Origin of the sequence: Halopseudomonas maritima, assembly GCF_021545785.1 — a bacterium.
GTDB lineage: Bacteria > Pseudomonadota > Gammaproteobacteria > Pseudomonadales > Pseudomonadaceae > Halopseudomonas > Halopseudomonas maritima.
In genome coordinates, this window is record NZ_CP079801.1 from 2,859,105 (window position 1) to 2,876,165 (window position 17,061).

Consider the following 17,061-nt stretch of genomic DNA (forward strand, 5'->3'; position numbering starts at 1 on the left):
GCATGGCTGGGGCGTTGCATTGCTAAGCCAATTCGGGAATGACGAGGATGTCAGAGTCAGCAGGCGAAGATCAGGCACAGGGCCTGGTTGATCGGGCTGTAGCTGAAGGCGGTGCCTACGAGGTGTTGCACAAGCGGCTGCTGGAACAGGGGCGGCAACTTGCCGGCCTGGCCGAAGCACTGAATGCCCAGCGGCAGCAGGAGTTTGGCAGTCAGCCGATTGAAGTGATTGGTCGCACGCGCGTGCGCACTGAGAACAACTGCATCGCACGCGATATCGCCCAGGTCGGCGGGCTGATGCTGTTCGGCTACAACGTGTTTATCGGGCTCAAGCAGGAAACCCGGGTACAGGACGTTTTCTCCCTTTATCGGCTGGTTCAGCAGGATGGCGAGTACGACGCTCAGGCTGTCGATCTGGCCGGCAGCTTTCTGGCCGAGGCCAGCTTCGTCAACGACTTTGACGAGCTCTATCGCTACTACAAGAACACGCGGCTGCTGCAACTGAGCGTGCGTGACGGCAAGTTGCTGGCGGCCTTCCAGATTGGCGAGCGGATCAGCGATGTGCGCGTCTTCCGCTGGTCGGTGTCGGCTGATGGCGGTCAGGTGCGCTACATCGATAACCGCGGTGAGCGTGACATTCAACTGCCGCGCCCCTTTGATTTCGAGTGGACAGCCGCCGGCCGCGACGCTGTGGTGCAGGGCCGCCACTCGCATTTCAATATTCTCGATACCCTGTTTGTCGACACCCTGGGTGGTGACCTGACCGTCAAGGTGGAGAACAACACCGAGGACGGCCTGGGTATCTACCGCGAGCCGGTTGCCGACAAGACCCAGTCGCTGAATGATGTGCAGATCGAGTACGCACACCTGGGCACCCTGATTCTGCTGAAGGTGCTGCCGTACCGTGAGGAGCAGTGGCGTTATCTGGTATTCAATACCCTGACGCGCAAGGTACAGCGCATCGATGCGATTGGGCAGGCCTGCGTGCAGCTGCCGGAAGATCACGGCATCATCTTCCCGGGCGGCTGCTATCTGCAAAGTGGCGAGTACCGCACCTTTGATCAGCCCATGGACGGCATGCGCTTCAAGCGCTCTGTCCGCTCGCCCAACGGCGAGGATGTGCAGTACGTTTTCTACCACCCGGAGCAGGGCCGTTCGGCGCTGTTTACCTACAACCTGATCAGTCGCGAATTGCAGAGCCCGCAATTTGGCCACGGGCATGCGCGCCTGGCTGACGGGCGCATGGTGATCTTTTCTGCCGAAGGGGATGAGCCTACGCGCATCCATCCGATGCAAATCTGGCAGACGCCGTTCTATACCGATGAGCACGCGGCGACCCAGCCGCAACGCGGCGGCTTCTTTGGGCGCATAGGCAACGCCGAGCTGGTGCGCGGCGTATCTGACTTGCTCAATCTGGCGCGTGAGATCGACAGCAATGAGGTGTCGCTGCAGCGCTATGCGCTGCTGTGCCAGGAAACCCAGCGCCTGTTTGATGCCTATTACTGGCTCAGTGATGAGGCTTGTGGCGGCGTTGCCCCCTTGCTGCGGCAGATATCCTCCAGTGCGGCCATGGTGCTGGACGAGTTCGAGAAGGTCGAGAGTATTCGGCAGCAGTCAGCGCGGGCCATGACGGAGGCGCAGACACGTCAGCAGGAGCTGATGTCGGGCCTGTCGGTGCAGGAGTTCTCTGATGTTCAGGCCTACGTTGATGCGCTGGGGGCGCTCAATGCCCAGCGCGGCAAGCTGCTCACCATTCGCGAGTATCGCTACATCAATGTTGCGCAGATCGACGAGATGGAAGCGCAGCTGCTTACCGAGCATGAGCGGTTGGCAGCAGAGGTGTCCAGTTTTCTGGCCGGCGAGCAGGCGCTGGCGCCTTATCACCAGCAGCTGCAGGCGCTCGATACCAGTGCTGAACAGGCTGAAACAGTCACTCAACTGGCGGAACCGCTGGAGCAATTGATCGCCATGGCGGCGGGCTTGGATATGCTGTCCGAGCTGATAGCGTCGCTGCGTATTGACGACGCTACCCAGCGCACCCGCGTGGTGGAGGCCATCTCTGAGCTGTACGCCAAGCTCAACCAGTCCAAGGCGCGAGCCGAGTTGCGGCGCAAGTCGCTTGGTTCGGCCGAGCAGGTGGCGCAATTTGGCGCCCAGTTCAAGTTGTTCAGCCAGGCAATTACCAATGCGCTGGCGCTGGCGCAGGACCCTGAGAGCTGTGATGAGCAGCTGTCGCGCCTGCTGGTTCAGCTGGAAGAGCTGGAGAGCCAGTTCGGTGGCCATGAGGCGTTTCTGAGTGACATCCTCGATAAACGAGAAGAACTACTTGAGACCTTCGAGGCCCATCGCCAGCGTCTGCTGGATGAGCGTCAGCGCCGTGCCCAGGGTCTGCAGGATGCCGCAGTACGCATCATCGACAGCTTGCCACGGCGCACCGGTCGGTTGACCGAGCCGGATCTGCTGAACGCCTTTTTTGCCACCGACCCGCTGATTCTCAAGCTGCGTGAGCTGATCGAGCGGCTGCGCGACCTGCACGACAACGTCAAGGCTGATGATATTGAGGCGCGCCTCAAGGGTGCGCGGGATCAGGCGGTGCGTGGCCTGCGCGACAAGCGCGAGCTGTTCGAAGGTGGCGGAAATGTTATTCGGCTGGGGCCGCGTCACCGCTTCAGTGTCAATGCCCAGGAACTCGATCTGACCCTGCTGCCCCGTGGTGACTCGCTGAGCCTGCACCTGACGGGCACCGACTATTTTGAGCCCTTGGTCAATGACGAGCTGGACGCCCTGCGCGACTACTGGGATGGCGGCCTGCTGTCCGAGTCCCCGCAGCTGTATCGCGCCGAATACCTAGCCGGTGAGGTTATTGCGCTCGCTCAGCGTGCTGAAGCCGGCCTGAGCATGGAGCTGCTGCATCAGCAACTGCTGGAGCCTGAACACTTGGTACGCACGCTGCGCGAGATCGCGACGCCGCGCTATCGCGAGGGGTACGAGAAGGGGATTCACGATCACGACGCGGCGCTGATTCTGGCGCAGCTGCTGCCGCTGCTCGCCAGCGCCGGCCTGCTGCGTTTTGACCCGCAGGCGCGGGCGCTGGCAATGCTGTTCTGGGCGCAGAGTGCCGATACGCCGGCGGTGTCCGGCTGGGCTGAACGGGCCGCGGCCGTGCTGCAGATTCAGCAGTTGTTCGGGCGCGCCGACGCGCTGCTGCAATTACAGGGCGAGGTGCAGTCCAGCCTTGCTGAGTGGCTGCAAGGGCGCCTGATCGAGGCTGACAGCAGAACGCTGGCAGCCGCCGCCGCCTGGTTGATCGAGTGGCTGGCTGAGCCGCAGCCGATCTGGCAGGTCAGCCGGTATGCCCAGCAGCTTTATGTTGGCCTGCAGGACTATCTGGCACCACTGGGTCTGTGGGACAGCTGCATGCAGTCGGTTGAGCGCCTGGCTGGCGCGCCGGGGCAGCAGTGGCAGTTTTTGCAGCACTGGTTTAGCGGCTTGTGTGAGCAGGACGATTTTGCCCCGCTGCGTCGTTACGTACCTGAAGCGGTTGCCTTATGTCTGCTGCAGCCGCAGGTTCAGGTGACCGTTGTCGAGGTTGACCTGCGGTTTGCGGTGTCTGGTCTGCTGGGACAGCACCCACGCGTGCGGGACGGAGCGCTGACGCTGGCGGTGGATGAGTTCTTTACTCGCCTACGTCAGCACCGGCAGGATTTTCAGCCGGGTCTGGAGCGCTATCAACAGTTGCGTCAGCAACTGCTTGATGAGCAGCGCAAGACGTTGCGGCTGGCTGAGTTCAAGCCGCGCCCGCTCACCTCCTTTGTGCGCAACCGCCTGATCAACGACGTGTATCTGGGCGTTATCGGTGACAACCTCGCCAAGCAGATGGGTACTGTGGGTGAGGGGCGGCGCTCGGACCTGAACGGTCTGCTGATGCTGATTTCCCCGCCCGGTTACGGCAAAACCACGCTGATGGAGTATGTGGCGCACGCGCTGGGTCTGGTGTTCATGAAGATCAATGGGCCGGCGCTGGGACATGAGGTGCGCTCGCTGGATCCGGCGCAGGCGCCCGATGCGACGGCCGCGCAGGAGCTGGTCAAGCTCAATCTGGCGCTGGAGATGGGCAATAACGTGATGCTGTATGTCGATGACATTCAGCACACCCACCCGGAGTTTCTGCAGAAATTCATCTCGCTGTGCGATGGCACCCGCCGTATTGAAGGCGTCTGGAAGGGGCGCACACGTACCTATGACATGCGCGGTCGCAAGTTTGCCGTGGTTATGGCTGGTAACCCCTACACCGAGTCCGGTGAGGTGTTCCGCATTCCGGACATGCTGGCCAACCGTGCCGACATCTATAACCTCGGTGACACCCTGGCGGGTATGAATGATGTGTTCGCGCTCAGCTATATCGAGAACAGTCTGACCTCCAACTCCGTGCTCGCCCCCCTGGCTGGCCGCGATCTGAACGACTTGTACCGCCTGGTAGCCAAGGCTGAAGGCAAGCCGTTCTCTGCCAATGAGTTGAGTTACGACTACAGCGCTGCGGAGATCAACGACATGGTTGCCACCCTGCAGCGCATGATGCAGCTGCGTGATGTGGTGCTGCGGGTCAACCAGCAGTACATCGCCAGCGCCGCGCAGGATGATGGCTATCGCACCGAGCCGCCGTTCAAGTTGCAGGGCAGTTATCGCAACATGAACAAGCTGGCGGAGAAGGTGTCGGCGGTGATGAACGAGCAGGAACTGCAGCAACTGGTCGACGATCACTACCAGGGCGAGTCGCAGCTGCTGACCACCGGGGCAGAGGAGAACCTGCTCAAGCTGGCCGAGTTGCGCGGCACGCTGAATGCAGAACGTGCCGAGCGCTGGCGACAGATCAAGGCAGATTTTCTGCGCAATCGCGCGATGGGTGGTGACGACGCGGATGTAGGCAAGCGCGTGGTCGGTCAGCTGAGCGATCTGGTGCAGAGCGTGCGCGCCTTGGCCGGCTCTGGGCAGTCGGAGGTGGCTGTGCCCTGGGATGAGCTGCTCGCTGCGTTGCAGTCGCTGCACAAGCTGAGCCCCAAGGTGCGTGTCGTGATGCCGCCCCAGCAGCTGATTCAGCAGATGCTCGACGGGCTGTCGGACAGCATGCGCGCAACAGTGACCCCACTGGCTGATGTGATGGACCGTCAGGTGGTGGCCGGGCGGGAGGCGCAGACCCAGTTGCTCGACATTGTGCGGCAACTGAAGGTCGTGACCCTGGATGACCAGGATGACAGCAAACCATGATGGACTTTCAGCAACTTGACCAGGTGTTGCGCGACAGCGTGGCCGATTTGCGTATGAGCAATGAGGAGCGAGTGGAGCTGCGAGAGCTGGGCAGTGGTCTCGAACCTGACCGCATCCGTTTTTTGCGCAATCGCGCCTTTGCACTGGTACGAGAGCTTGCAGCCGAGCCGGAAAACGTGATGTCGGCACTGAAATGGCTTGAACAGGTGGTGAAGACGTTGGACACCTCGCAGGCAAACGAGGTGCAGGTGGCCAGTGCCCATTTCAGCCCGGGCGAGAGCTGCCGGCGGCGGATTCTGGACTTGTGCAACCAGGTGCGTGACAGCCTGAGTATCTGCGTCTTCACCATCTCCGATGATCGCCTCAGCCGCGCAGTGCTGGCCTGCCATCAACGCGGGGTCAAGGTGCGAATCATCAGCGACCATGAGAAGCAGCACGACATGGGCAGCGATATCGCCATGCTGCGTGATGAAGGTATTCCGCTGCGGGTCGATCCCGGCCCCTACCACATGCACCACAAGTTCGCCCTGTTTGATGATCGAATCCTGCTCAACGGCAGTTTCAACTGGACGCGCAGCGCCAGTGATTACAACCAGGAGAACCTGCTGGTGATCGACCATGTGCCGCTGGTCGCCGATTACGTACGTGAGTTCGAAGGCCTCTGGCAGCGTTTCGCGGTGTGAGTGGTTCTGCGTCGGTGTGGTGGATGCGTTACACTGCCGCCCGGCTTTTCAAAGGACGCTTCCCATGGCATTGCAGGCAACTCCCTACAAGGTTCAGCTGAACATTACCGATACCGATCTGGGTGTGTACGAGACGGTACGCATGACCGTTGCCCGTCATCCGTCGGAGACCGAGGAACGTCTGGCGGTGCGACTGCTGGCCTATGCGCTGTGGTATCAGGAGCGCCTAGCTTTTGGCCGTGGGCTGTCGGATGTCGACGAGCCTGCGTTGTGGCTCAAGACCCTGGATGATCGCGTCGAGCACTGGATTGAGGTTGGCCAGCCGGATGCCGAGCGCATGACCTGGTGCTCGCGTCGCGCCCAGAAAGTGTCCGTGCTGGTGTACGGCAGTACCCGGGTCTGGCAGAACAAGCAGCTGTCAGCGGTCGCAACCCTGGGCAATCTGAATGTGGCGGCGCTTGCTGAAGAGCCGTTGCAGGCGCTCGCGACTGATCTGCCGCGCAGCATCGATTGGGGCGTCATGATCAGCGACGGCGTGCTGTACGTGAGTGATGGCGATCAGCAGCACGAGCTGCCGCTGGAGTGGTTGCAGGGTCAGCGCTAATGCGTATCGAGACCCGTCCACTGCCGGATGTCATGCCTGCGCTGGGGGAGCTGCCACCGCTGCTGAGTCGGCTCTACGCTGCCCGTGGTGTGCTCAGTGAGACGGAGCTGGATCGCCGCCTGCAGGCACTGCTGCCTTACAGCGGCCTGCGGGGCATTGAGCAGGCGGTTGCCGTGCTCGAATCAGCACTGCGCGAGCGGCGCTCGATACTGATCGTTGGCGACTTTGATGCTGACGGCGCTACCGCCAGCAGTGTCGCGGTGCTGGCGCTGCGCCAGCTGGGCGCGGCGCAGGTTGATTATCTGGTGCCAAACCGCTTCGAGTACGGCTACGGTCTCACGCCCGAGATCGTTGAGGTTGCCCTGACACGCAGCCCCGACCTGCTGGTCACCGTGGATAACGGTATTTCCAGCATCGATGGCGTAGCGGCAGCCAAAGCTGCAGGCCTGCAGGTTGTGGTCACCGACCATCACTTGCCGGGTGCCGAGCTGCCCCGGGCGGACGCTATCGTCAACCCGAGCCAGCCAGGCTGCGACTTTGCGAGCAAGGCCATGGCGGGTGTCGGGGTCATCTTCTATGTGATGCTCGCGCTGCGCGCAGCGCTGCGTGAGAGCGGCTGGTTTGTCGAGACCGGCCGTGCTGAACCCAATCTGGCCGAACTGTTGGACCTGGTCGCACTGGGTACCGTGGCGGACGTGGTGCCGCTGGATGCCAATAACCGCATTATGGTGCACCAGGGGCTGGCGCGTATTCGGGCTGGCCGCTGCCGCCCCGGTATTCGTGCGCTGCTTGAGGTTGCCGGCAGACCGCGCGAGCGTCTGGTGTCAACCGATCTGGGCTTTATTGTCGGTCCGCGTCTGAATGCGGCGGGGCGCCTGGACGATATCAGCCTGGGTATCGAGTGCCTGCTGACCGAGGACGAGGGGCTGGCGCTGGACATGGCCCGTGAGCTGGATGGTCTCAACCGCGACCGTAAGGCGATCGAGCGAGACATGCAGCAGCAGGCGCTGAAAACCCTCGAAGCTATGCAGCTCGATGAACAGGATCTGCCCTTCGGGTTGTGCCTGTTTGATGCCGAGTGGCATCAGGGCGTTATCGGCATTCTCGCCTCGCGTCTGAAAGAGCGTTTTCATCGGCCGGTGATCGCCTTTGCCGATGCGGGCGACGGGATGATCAAGGGCTCGGCACGCTCTATTGCAGGTCTGCACATCCGCGATGCGCTGGATGCGGTAGCGGCTCGTCATCCCAATTTGCTCAACAAGTTTGGTGGCCACGCCATGGCTGCCGGTATGACGTTGCGCGAGGCGGACTTCCCGGCCTTTGCCGAAGCCTTCGATGCCGAGGTGCGTCGTCAGCTGCAACCGGCGGACCTGGCCGGCCGGCTGCTGTCCGACGGCCAACTGGAGGCTACCGAGCTGTCGCTGGAGATGGCCGCTTCATTGCGTGAAGCCGGTCCTTGGGGGCAGCATTTTCCCGAGCCGCTGTTTCATGGCGAATTTGAGGTGCTACAGCAGCGTCTGGTCGGTGAGCGGCATCTGAAGATGGTGCTGCGCGTTGCAGCCAGCGCTGAGGTGCTGGACGCCATTGCCTTCAACATTGATCCGCACGTTTGGCCCGACCCTGCCGTGCAGCGCGTGCTGTTGGCTTACACGCTGGACATCAACGAGTTTCGCGGGCGCCGCAGCCTGCAGTTGATGGTTCGTCACCTGGAGCCTTGCTAGGCCGCGTGCAGTTGCTGTCGCCCATTCGGGTGGCAGGGATTGACCTTGATGGCACTTTGGTTTTTGATGCATTGATACAAGAGCGTCGATTGCATCACATTTAGGCTGGCAGAGTTTGAGTAGGCTAGGGTCTGTTGACGTTTCGTTCGCCCGCCTGTTGTTACTCGTAAAGCCGCCAATCAAGGAGCGAGGAGCGTAGTTTGGTTATTCCAAATAAACGACGAGCGACGTTGAATGGCGGCTTTACAGGCGCAACCTCGGCGGCCTCATCTGGAGGGCCGGGTTCATTTTTCGGCCGTACGGCGTTGTCGGTCGCTTATGTGGAGTAACCAGCAAAACGCCGGGCGCGTTTTGGCGCGCCAGCCCTGCCGGGGTGACGCGCGGGGCTGCGCTGAACACACTGCACTCCCTCTGCCTTGTCTGGCCGAAAAATGGCCTCCGGCAGGCCGGCGAACGAAACGTCAACAGACCCTAGGTGTGATCTTTCAGTAGGTTGTTCATTCGGGACATACCCGGCAGATTGGAGGTGCGAAACAACAAGCCCCCGGAGTCCCGAATGAACAATCACAAAAATGCCCGATTAACTGTCCATGGTCGAGCCCTTTTGATCACTCGTATCCTTGAAGATGGTCTGCGCCCCTGCGAAGCTGCACAAGCGATGGGGGTCAGCCTGCGTACCGCTTACAAGTGGCTCGCGCGCTACAAAAACGAAGGCCACGACGGGCTGCACAATCGTTCTTCCCGACCTCGCTATTGCCCGCATGAAACGCCACCTGATCAGCAACAGCAGATCATTGAACAGCGCCGCGAGCGCCGAGTTTATAGGCATATCAGCGCCCAGGTAGGCGTGAGCGTCGCCACTATCGGCCGAGTTTTACGACGAGCTGGCCTGAACCGGCTGAGTGCGCTTGAGCCTGCGCGGCCGACCAATCGATATGAGCACGACAACCCTGGCGACCTGTTGCACTTGGATATCAAGAAGCTGGCACGCTTCCGGCGCCCCGGTCACCGTGTCACAGGTGAGTTCAAAGGGAAGTCGCACGGCGCAGGCTGGGAGTACATCCACATAGCCATTGACGACCATAGCCGTGTTGCGTGGGCAACGACTCATCCTGACGAGACGGCTGCCAGTGCATGGCGTGCGCTGACTAGCGCCATTCGCTACTACCGGTCACTCGGGATACGTATTCAGCGCTTGCTGACGGACAACGGTAGCTGCTATCGCTCCGCGCTGTTTGCACGCGCTTGCCGACGACTGGGGCTCAAGCATGGCCGCACGCAGCCCTATACGCCACGAACCAACGGCAAGGCCGAGCGCTGGATACAAACGGCATTACGGGAGTGGGCTTATGCTCGTTCTTACGACGACTCTGAGCAAAGAGCAGATCATCTAAATGCATGGCTACATCAGTACAACTGGCATCGCCCACACTCAGCTATCGGTGATCTGCCACCTATCAGCAGGCTGCCGAAGATGAACAACCTACTGGCTTTACACACCTAGGGGCCAGTTAGTGGCGGATCTGAAACAGAAGTTGCTCAATATGCAGCGCCAGCTTGGGCTCAACCCTGATGAGGTACGCCAGCGGTTGCGCCTGTTGCTGATGGGGGACGCGGGGTTTGACTGCCTGGCCGCGCATCTGCCGGCGCTGGACCGCTTGCACGCCGACTGCATCGAAGGGTTGCTGGCGCATCTCAACAGTATTGAAGGGAGCGCCGCGCTGCTCGCCTCGTCTGGTCGCACAGAGCAGCTGCAGGGGCTGCAGAAGGGCTACTTTCAGCAGCTGCTGCGTGGCCCTTACGACATGCAGTACGTACGTTTGCGGCTGCTGGTGGGGTTAGCCCATCAGCGCCTGGGCGTGGAGCTCAAGTGGTATCTGGCGGCCTTCCATTTCTATCTGGATTTCATGCACAAGGCGATCAACCGTCACTGGCGCAGCGAGCCCAAGCTGGCCGAGCAGTTGTACGGCTGCCTGCTCAAGTCCGCCTTTTTCGACATTTCTCTGACCGCCGATACCTATATTGCTGCTGACAAGCAGGCGTTGCAGGCCAGCGAAGACCGCTATGCACGCGCGGTGCGTGGCGCCAACGACGGGCTTTGGGAGTGGCATGTCGAAGACGACCGCCTGTATCTGTCTGACCGTTGGCTAGCCATGCTTGGGCTGGATGCCGCTCGCGCTCCGCGTAGCTTGAGCGACTGGGCGGCGCTGATCCCCGAGGCGCAGCGGGGCGACTTTCTGGCAGCACTGCAGGCCCACCTGGATGGACGGCAGGCGTTTTTGCATGTCGAGTGCCAGCTGCGCGATAGCTGGGGGCGCCTGATCTGGGTGATGATTCGCGCTGTTGCTTCCACCGACCGTCAGGGAGAGCGCCTGCTCGCGGGTTCGCTCACGGATATCAGTCAGCGCAAGCAAACCGAGCAGGCGTTGGCGCATCAGGCGTTGCATGATGCGCTGACCGGCCTGCCTAACCGGCAGCAGGTTGGTGCGTTGCTCAGTCAGGCGCTGCAGCGTCAGGGTAAGCCTGGAGCCCGGCATGCTGCGGTGCTGTTTATCGATCTGGATCGTTTCAAGCTGATCAACGAAAGCCTGGGTCATCAGACCGGCGATCAGGTGTTGATTCAGGTTGCCAAGCGCATCGAGCGTTGTCTGCGCCCCGGTGATCACCTGGGGCGCTTTGGCGGGGACGAGTTTGTCGTTTTGCTGGATGACCTGGCCCAGCCGCATGATGCCGAACTGGTCGGTCAGCGCATCATGCACGCCTTGCAGTATCCAATCGTTGCCGGATCGCGCCGGCTTGCGGTCAGCGTCAGCATTGGCGTGGCACCCATGAAAGACCACGGCGATGAACAGGACGCTTTGCGTGAGGCTGACCTGGCGCTGTACCGCGCCAAGGCCTATGGCAAGGGGCAGCTGGCGCTGTACAACGACAGTCTGCAGGAAGAGGCGACTCAGCGGCTCAATCTGGAAAATGCCCTCAGTGAAGCGCTGAGCCGTGACCAGTTCGAGCTGTACTATCAGCCCATCGTCCAGGTGTCGGCCGGCCGCACGCTGGTGGTTGGGGTAGAGGCGCTGCTGCGCTGGTGGCAGGGCGAGCGGATGGTGCCGCCGGATGAGTTTATTCCGGTGCTGGAGGAGTCTGGTGAGATCGTCGCGGTGGGCGAGTGGGTGCTGCGTCAGGCCTGCACCCAGGTTCGTCAGTGGCACTCGCAGGGTCTGGCCGGGTTGCGATGTTCGGTTAATCTCTCCAGCCGCCAGCTGCAAGAGCCGGGTTTTGCCGACCGGGTGGCGCAGATTCTCAAGGAAACCGGCTTGCCACCCGCGAGTCTGGTGCTGGAAATAACCGAAAGCCTGCTGATGCGTGACGGGCCAGACACGCTGGCGACATTGCGCGAACTGGAAAGCATGGGTGTACGCATTGCGCTGGATGATTTTGGCACCGGCTTCTCCTCGCTGGGTTACCTGCATCGCTATCCGCTGCACATCATCAAGGTCGACAAGAGCTTTATCACCAAGGCTCCCAACGACGAGCGGCTCAAAGCCATCAGTCGAGCCATCATCGGGCTGGGCAAGGGGCTGGACATGGACGTGATTGCCGAAGGTATCGAAACGCCCGAGCAGATGGATTTTCTGCATAACGAGGGCTGCCAGTTCGTGCAGGGCTACTGGTTCAGCCGGCCGCAGTCGGCGGCTGTCATCCACCCTGTGCTGCAGCGGTTGTCGGTGATTGACTCACCGGAGACCTCGCTGCTGGAGCTGAGTCCGGCAACTGCTATAGTGCAGTGACATTGGCGGACGGGGCTTGGTGCTCATGCGAAACGGGTTTCTGGCGTTTGTGGCAGGCTTTTTGGCGGTTTTCTGTTTTCATCAGCCGGCGCTGGCATTGCTGCACGGACTCGGTGTTGTACCGTTTCCGGCCTTTGCCCTGACTGCCACTGACCCGCTGCGCGTCCCGGCCGTTGTTTCGTCCGCCTTCTGGGGTGGCGTATGGGGTCTGGTGCTGGTGGTTGCGCTGTCGCGTATGGAGAAGCAATGGCTCTGGCTCAAGGCGGCTTTGTTCGGCGGTGTGGCGCTGACCCTGGTGGCCTTGTTGGTGGTGTTTCCGCTCAAGGGCTACGGGCTGGACTGGCAACAGTTTGCGCCGCGTTTTGCCATTGGATTTGTCCTCAATGCGCTCTGGGGCTTAGGTACGCTGGTTTTTCTGCGCGCCTTTGCTGCCCGCGCCTGAGCGTACCGAGCGGCTCTGCACTCCCCGTGTGATTTCCGCTACAATGGCGGCTTTTGCCTGCCGGGGTCCGTCACCATGGAAATCAATCCGATTCTGAACACCATCAAAGATCTGCGCAGCCGCTCTGAAACCATCAGGGGGTATCTTTGACTACGATCACAAGCGTGATCGTCTGACCGAAGTAGAGCGTGAGCTGGAAGACCCGAGCGTCTGGAATGAACCCGAACGCGCCCAGAATCTGGGGCGTGAACGCTCCCAGCTGGCCGAAATCGTCGGTACCCTCGATGAAATGAGTGGTGGCCTGGCTGACGCCGGCGAGTTGCTCGAGATGGCTGCCGAAGAGGGTGATCAGGGCGCCGTTGACGATGTGGTAACCGAGCTGAAGCGTCTGCAGGAGGCGCTGGAGAAGCTGGAGTTCCGCCGCATGTTCAGCGGCGAGATGGACGCCAACAACTGCTATCTGGATATTCAGGCCGGTTCTGGCGGCACCGAAGCGCAGGATTGGGCCAACATTCTGCTGCGCATGTACCTGCGCTGGGCGGACCAGCACGGCTTTGATGCGGAGATTGTCGAACTGTCCGAAGGGGAAGTGGCCGGTATCAAGAGTGCGACCGTGCACATCCGCGGCGAATACGCCTTTGGTTGGCTGCGTACCGAAATTGGCGTGCACCGTCTGGTGCGCAAGAGCCCGTTTGACTCCGGCAACCGTCGTCACACCTCGTTCTCGGCGGTGTTTGCCTCGCCTGAGATCGACGACGATATCGAAATCGATATCAACCCGGCAGATCTGCGCATCGACACCTATCGTTCATCGGGTGCCGGTGGTCAGCACGTTAACACCACTGACTCGGCGGTGCGGATTACCCACATTCCGACCAACACTGTGGTCAGTTGCCAAAACCAGCGCTCGCAGCACGCCAACAAGGACCACGCCATGAAGATGTTGCGTGCCAAGTTGTACGAGCTGGAAATGATGAAGCGCACCGAGGCCGCCCAGGCGCTGGAAGACACCAAGTCCGATATCGGCTGGGGGCACCAGATTCGTTCCTACGTGCTCGACCAGTCGCGCATCAAGGATTTGCGCACCGGCATTGAGAACAGCAACTGCAACGCGGTGCTGGACGGCGACCTCGACGAGTTTATCGAAGCCAGCCTGAAGATGGGCCTGTAAGCCAGCCGCCGCACGATAATGTGTCATGGCCCGCGCGCCGCGGGCCCACAACAGAACAGTATTTTTCCGGGATTCACCGACATGACCGACCAGCCGCAAGACCTGCAAGCCCAACACGAGGAAGAGAATCAGCTGATCGCGCAGCGCAAGGCCAAGCTGGCCGCAGCCCGCGAGCAGGGCATCGCCTTCCCCAACGACTTCCGCCGCGACAGCCTGTGCGCCGACCTGCAGAAGGCGTATGAGGGTAAGAGCAAGGAGGAGCTGGAAGCCGCGGCCATTCCGGTCAAGATCGCCGGTCGCATCATGCTTAACCGCGGTGCCTTCATGGTGCTGCAGGACACCTCCGGTCGCCTGCAGGTTTACGTGGACCGCAAGGGTCTGCCGGCCGAGACGCTGGAAGCGATCAAGACCTGGGACCTGGGTGACATCATTGCCGCCGAAGGCACCCTGGCGCGTTCGGGCAAGGGCGATCTTTATGTGCACATGAAAAACGTGCAGCTGCTGACCAAGTCCCTGCGCCCGCTGCCGGACAAGCACCACGGTCTGACCGACACCGAGCAGCGCTACCGTCAGCGCTATGTTGACCTGATCGTCAACGAAGAAGCGCGTCACACCTTCCGCGTGCGCTCCCAGGTGATCGCGCACATCCGCCGCTTCCTTAACGAGCGCGGCTTCCTGGAAGTCGAAACCCCGATGCTGCAAACCATTCCGGGCGGCGCGGCGGCCAAGCCGTTTGAAACCCACCACAACGCGCTGGATATGGCGATGTTCCTGCGTATCGCGCCGGAGCTGTACCTCAAGCGTCTGGTCGTCGGCGGTTTTGAAAAGGTGTTCGAGATCAACCGTAATTTCCGTAACGAGGGCGTCTCGACCCGTCACAACCCCGAGTTCACCATGCTCGAGTTCTACCAGGCCTATGCGGATTATCGCGACAACATGGACCTGACCGAAGAGCTGTTCCGTGAGCTGGCGCAGGCGGTGCTCGGCACCACGGACGTGCCCTATGGCGACAAGGTATTCCATTTTGGCGAGCCCTTTGTGCGCCTGTCGGTATACGACTCCATCCTCAAGTACAACCCGGATATCACCGAGGCAGACCTGAACGACGTCGAGACAGCACGCGCCATCGCCAAGAAGGCCGGCGCCAAGGTGCTGGGTCACGAAGGTCTGGGCAAGCTGCAGGTGATGATTTTTGAAGAGCTGGTCGAGAGCAAGCTCGAGCAGCCGCACTTCATCACCGAGTACCCGTTCGAAGTCTCGCCGCTGGCGCGTCGCAACGACGACAACCCGAACGTCACCGACCGTTTCGAGCTGTTTATCGGTGGTCGCGAGATCGCTAACGCCTACTCCGAGCTTAACGACGCCGAAGACCAGGCCGAGCGCTTCCTGGCTCAGGTGGCCGAGAAGGACGCCGGTGACGACGAAGCCATGCACTACGATGCCGACTTTGTTCGTGCGCTGGAGTACGGCATGCCGCCGACCGCCGGTGAAGGCATCGGTATTGACCGCCTGGTGATGCTGCTGACCAACTCGCCGTCGATTCGCGACGTCATCCTGTTCCCGCATATGCGGCCAGAAACGGCGTAAGCCGTTTCAGCTGCAAGCCGCAAGCTACAAGCGGCAAGCAGTGCGAGTTGTATCAGGACTATGATGATTATCGGCTGGTTCGTGTAACCTGCGAGAGTACGGGACTGCATGGACAGCTTATAGCTTGCGGCTTGAAGCTTGCAGCTTGCAGCTGCGACCCAAGGGAGCTACCCCCGTGAAACAGAGTGAGCAGTATCAGCTGGTCATCCGCAGTCTGTCCGACCGCATTGTCGAGGCGCAGGCGCCGATTCGGGTGCTGGATGCCATCAAGTGGGACGATGGCATTCGCGATGCGTTTTTTAAAAAGCGCTGCAAGGCGCTGCCGGAGGTGACGGCGGATTACTACGCTCAGCGTCCGCTGAGCTTTGATCCGGCCGAGCGGCGGCAGATTTTTCAGGATATCGAGCGCGATATCACCCGGCAGCTGGGCAGCTTTAACCCGGTGGGTCAGATCATGCGGCGCATGTGCCGCGAGTACCGCATGGTCATCCGTATGCTGGAGGCGCGCGGCACCCAGGATTTTGGCCTGATCTCGCAAGAGCTCTACGGTGCGGCCTCTGACGCTTTTCACGCGGGTGATCCGACCCTGACCGATCTGGGTATCACGCTGAGCGAGTCGCTGAAAAACATTGCGCGTACTGATCTGGCCCGTGAGCCCAAGACCATTGCCGCGCCGGAAGCGGTCGAGATTCTGCAGGCACGCATGAACGAGGCCTTTCCGGATGACCAGGCGGTGCGGGTATTCGAGTCTGACGGTATTGTTGCTGATGCCGCTGCTGGCGCGGATTACATCAAGATCCGCACTGATGCGCTGTTCAATCAACGGGATCTGAATATTCTTGCCGTGCACGAGGGCATGGTACACGTGGCGACCAGTCTGAACGGCCAGCATCAGCCGATCTGCACCTTTCTGGCCAAGGGGCCGCCGTCTTCTACGGTCACCCAGGAAGGCCTGGCGATTCTGATGGAGGTGCTGACCTTCAACTCCTACCCTGCGCGCCTGCGCAAGCTGACCGACCGCACCCGGGCCATTCAGATAGCCGAAACCGGGGGCAACTTCCTGGACGTTTTCCAGTTCTACCGGGACGAAGGCTACTCGCGCGATGACAGCTACAACAATGCCAGCCGCGTGTTCCGTGGTTCCTCCAGCGAGGGGCTACCGTTCACCAAGGATCTGGTCTACCTGAAGGGCTTTATCCTCACCTACAACTACATTCAGCTGGCGGTGCGCAAGGGCAAGCTGCAGCAAATTCCGCTGCTGTTTTGTGGCAAGACTACGCTGGAAGACATGCGTACCCTGGGGCAGCTGGTGGAGGAAGGGCTGGTGGTGCCGCCGCGCTATCTGCCGGCCCCCTTTGCTGATCTCAACGCCCTCAGTGCCTGGATGTGTTTCTCGGGCTTTCTCAACAATCTGAGTCTGGAGCGGGTCGAAGCCGACTACGCCAACATTCTGTAAGCGGAGTTACTGATGTCGCAAGCGCAGGAAATCAACAAGCTACCCCTTATCCTTACCGCCATCATCACTGTGGTGCTGACCGTTGCGGTGCTGCACCTGTATGGCTACCTCAATTTCGTCAATCCCGAGAAGGGCCTCGAGCTGGCTGACTACCGCGTGGTAACGGTGGGCTCTGAGGAGGCGGGTAATCTGCGCAGCAACCCGGCCAAGCACGAGGCCGAGTGTGTGGATGGCATTCTGGTGCTGCACGCCAGCCATATGAACGGCCTGTCCGGCGTGCTGCGTGACAGCCGCGACCGGGTGGTGCGGTGCGTCAATCAGGTGGTTCCGGCGCTGGAGGAATAAGTT

The 17,061-nt window shown here is 61.0% G+C and carries 11 protein-coding genes; all 11 read left to right on the forward strand.

Annotated features, from left to right (window positions below):
• Positions 1-47 precede the first annotated feature (47 nt).
• The 11 genes from HV822_RS13245 (at position 48) to HV822_RS13295 (ending at position 17,058) form a co-directional block, all read left to right on the forward strand.
• Complete coding sequence (locus tag HV822_RS13245; protein ID WP_238870634.1) at positions 48-5,264, forward strand: DNA repair ATPase; 5,217 nt, start codon at positions 48-50, stop codon at positions 5,262-5,264.
• Positions 5,264-5,947: a phospholipase D-like domain-containing protein gene (locus HV822_RS13250; protein ID WP_238873608.1), complete on the forward strand. Its 684-nt coding sequence runs from the start codon at positions 5,264-5,266 to the stop codon at positions 5,945-5,947. Before HV822_RS13245 ends, HV822_RS13250 begins: the two co-directional genes overlap by 1 nt.
• A gap of 64 nt (positions 5,948-6,011) precedes the next feature.
• Positions 6,012-6,551, forward strand: a complete 540-nt coding sequence (locus tag HV822_RS13255) for a YaeQ family protein (protein WP_238870635.1) — start codon at positions 6,012-6,014, stop codon at positions 6,549-6,551.
• Positions 6,551-8,272 (forward strand): single-stranded-DNA-specific exonuclease RecJ, encoded by a 1,722-nt coding sequence (recJ, locus tag HV822_RS13260; RefSeq protein ID WP_238870636.1) that lies wholly within the window; start codon positions 6,551-6,553, stop codon positions 8,270-8,272. The genes HV822_RS13255 and recJ overlap by 1 nt, the downstream gene beginning before the upstream one ends.
• A gap of 556 nt (positions 8,273-8,828) precedes the next feature.
• Positions 8,829-9,776 carry an IS481 family transposase gene (locus HV822_RS13265; protein WP_238870637.1) on the forward strand — a complete coding sequence of 316 codons (948 nt, stop codon included), beginning with the start codon at positions 8,829-8,831 and terminating at the stop codon, positions 9,774-9,776.
• A gap of 10 nt (positions 9,777-9,786) precedes the next feature.
• Positions 9,787-12,057 (forward strand): EAL domain-containing protein, encoded by a 2,271-nt coding sequence (locus HV822_RS13270; protein WP_238870638.1) that lies wholly within the window; start codon positions 9,787-9,789, stop codon positions 12,055-12,057.
• A gap of 25 nt (positions 12,058-12,082) precedes the next feature.
• The gene (locus HV822_RS13275; protein WP_238870639.1) at positions 12,083-12,499 is read left to right on the forward strand and encodes a hypothetical protein; all 417 of its coding nucleotides are present in this window, start codon (positions 12,083-12,085) and stop codon (positions 12,497-12,499) included.
• 75 nt (positions 12,500-12,574) lie between these two features.
• Positions 12,575-13,670 (forward strand): peptide chain release factor 2 gene (gene prfB / locus HV822_RS13280; protein ID WP_238870640.1). Its coding sequence is split into 2 segments (ribosomal slippage): positions 12,575-12,646 and positions 12,648-13,670, totalling 1,095 coding nucleotides; the frame shifts between segments, so codons are not numbered across the junction.
• 81 nt (positions 13,671-13,751) lie between these two features.
• Positions 13,752-15,257: a lysine--tRNA ligase gene (gene lysS / locus HV822_RS13285; RefSeq protein ID WP_238870641.1), complete on the forward strand. Its 1,506-nt coding sequence runs from the start codon at positions 13,752-13,754 to the stop codon at positions 15,255-15,257.
• Positions 15,258-15,432: 175 nt separating this feature from the next.
• Entirely contained in the window at positions 15,433-16,713 is a 1,281-nt protein-coding gene (locus HV822_RS13290; RefSeq protein WP_238870642.1) for a flavohemoglobin expression-modulating QEGLA motif protein, read from the forward strand.
• Positions 16,714-16,725: 12 nt separating this feature from the next.
• Positions 16,726-17,058 (forward strand): hypothetical protein, encoded by a 333-nt coding sequence (locus tag HV822_RS13295; protein ID WP_238870643.1) that lies wholly within the window; start codon positions 16,726-16,728, stop codon positions 17,056-17,058.
• Positions 17,059-17,061: the final 3 nt, after the last annotated feature.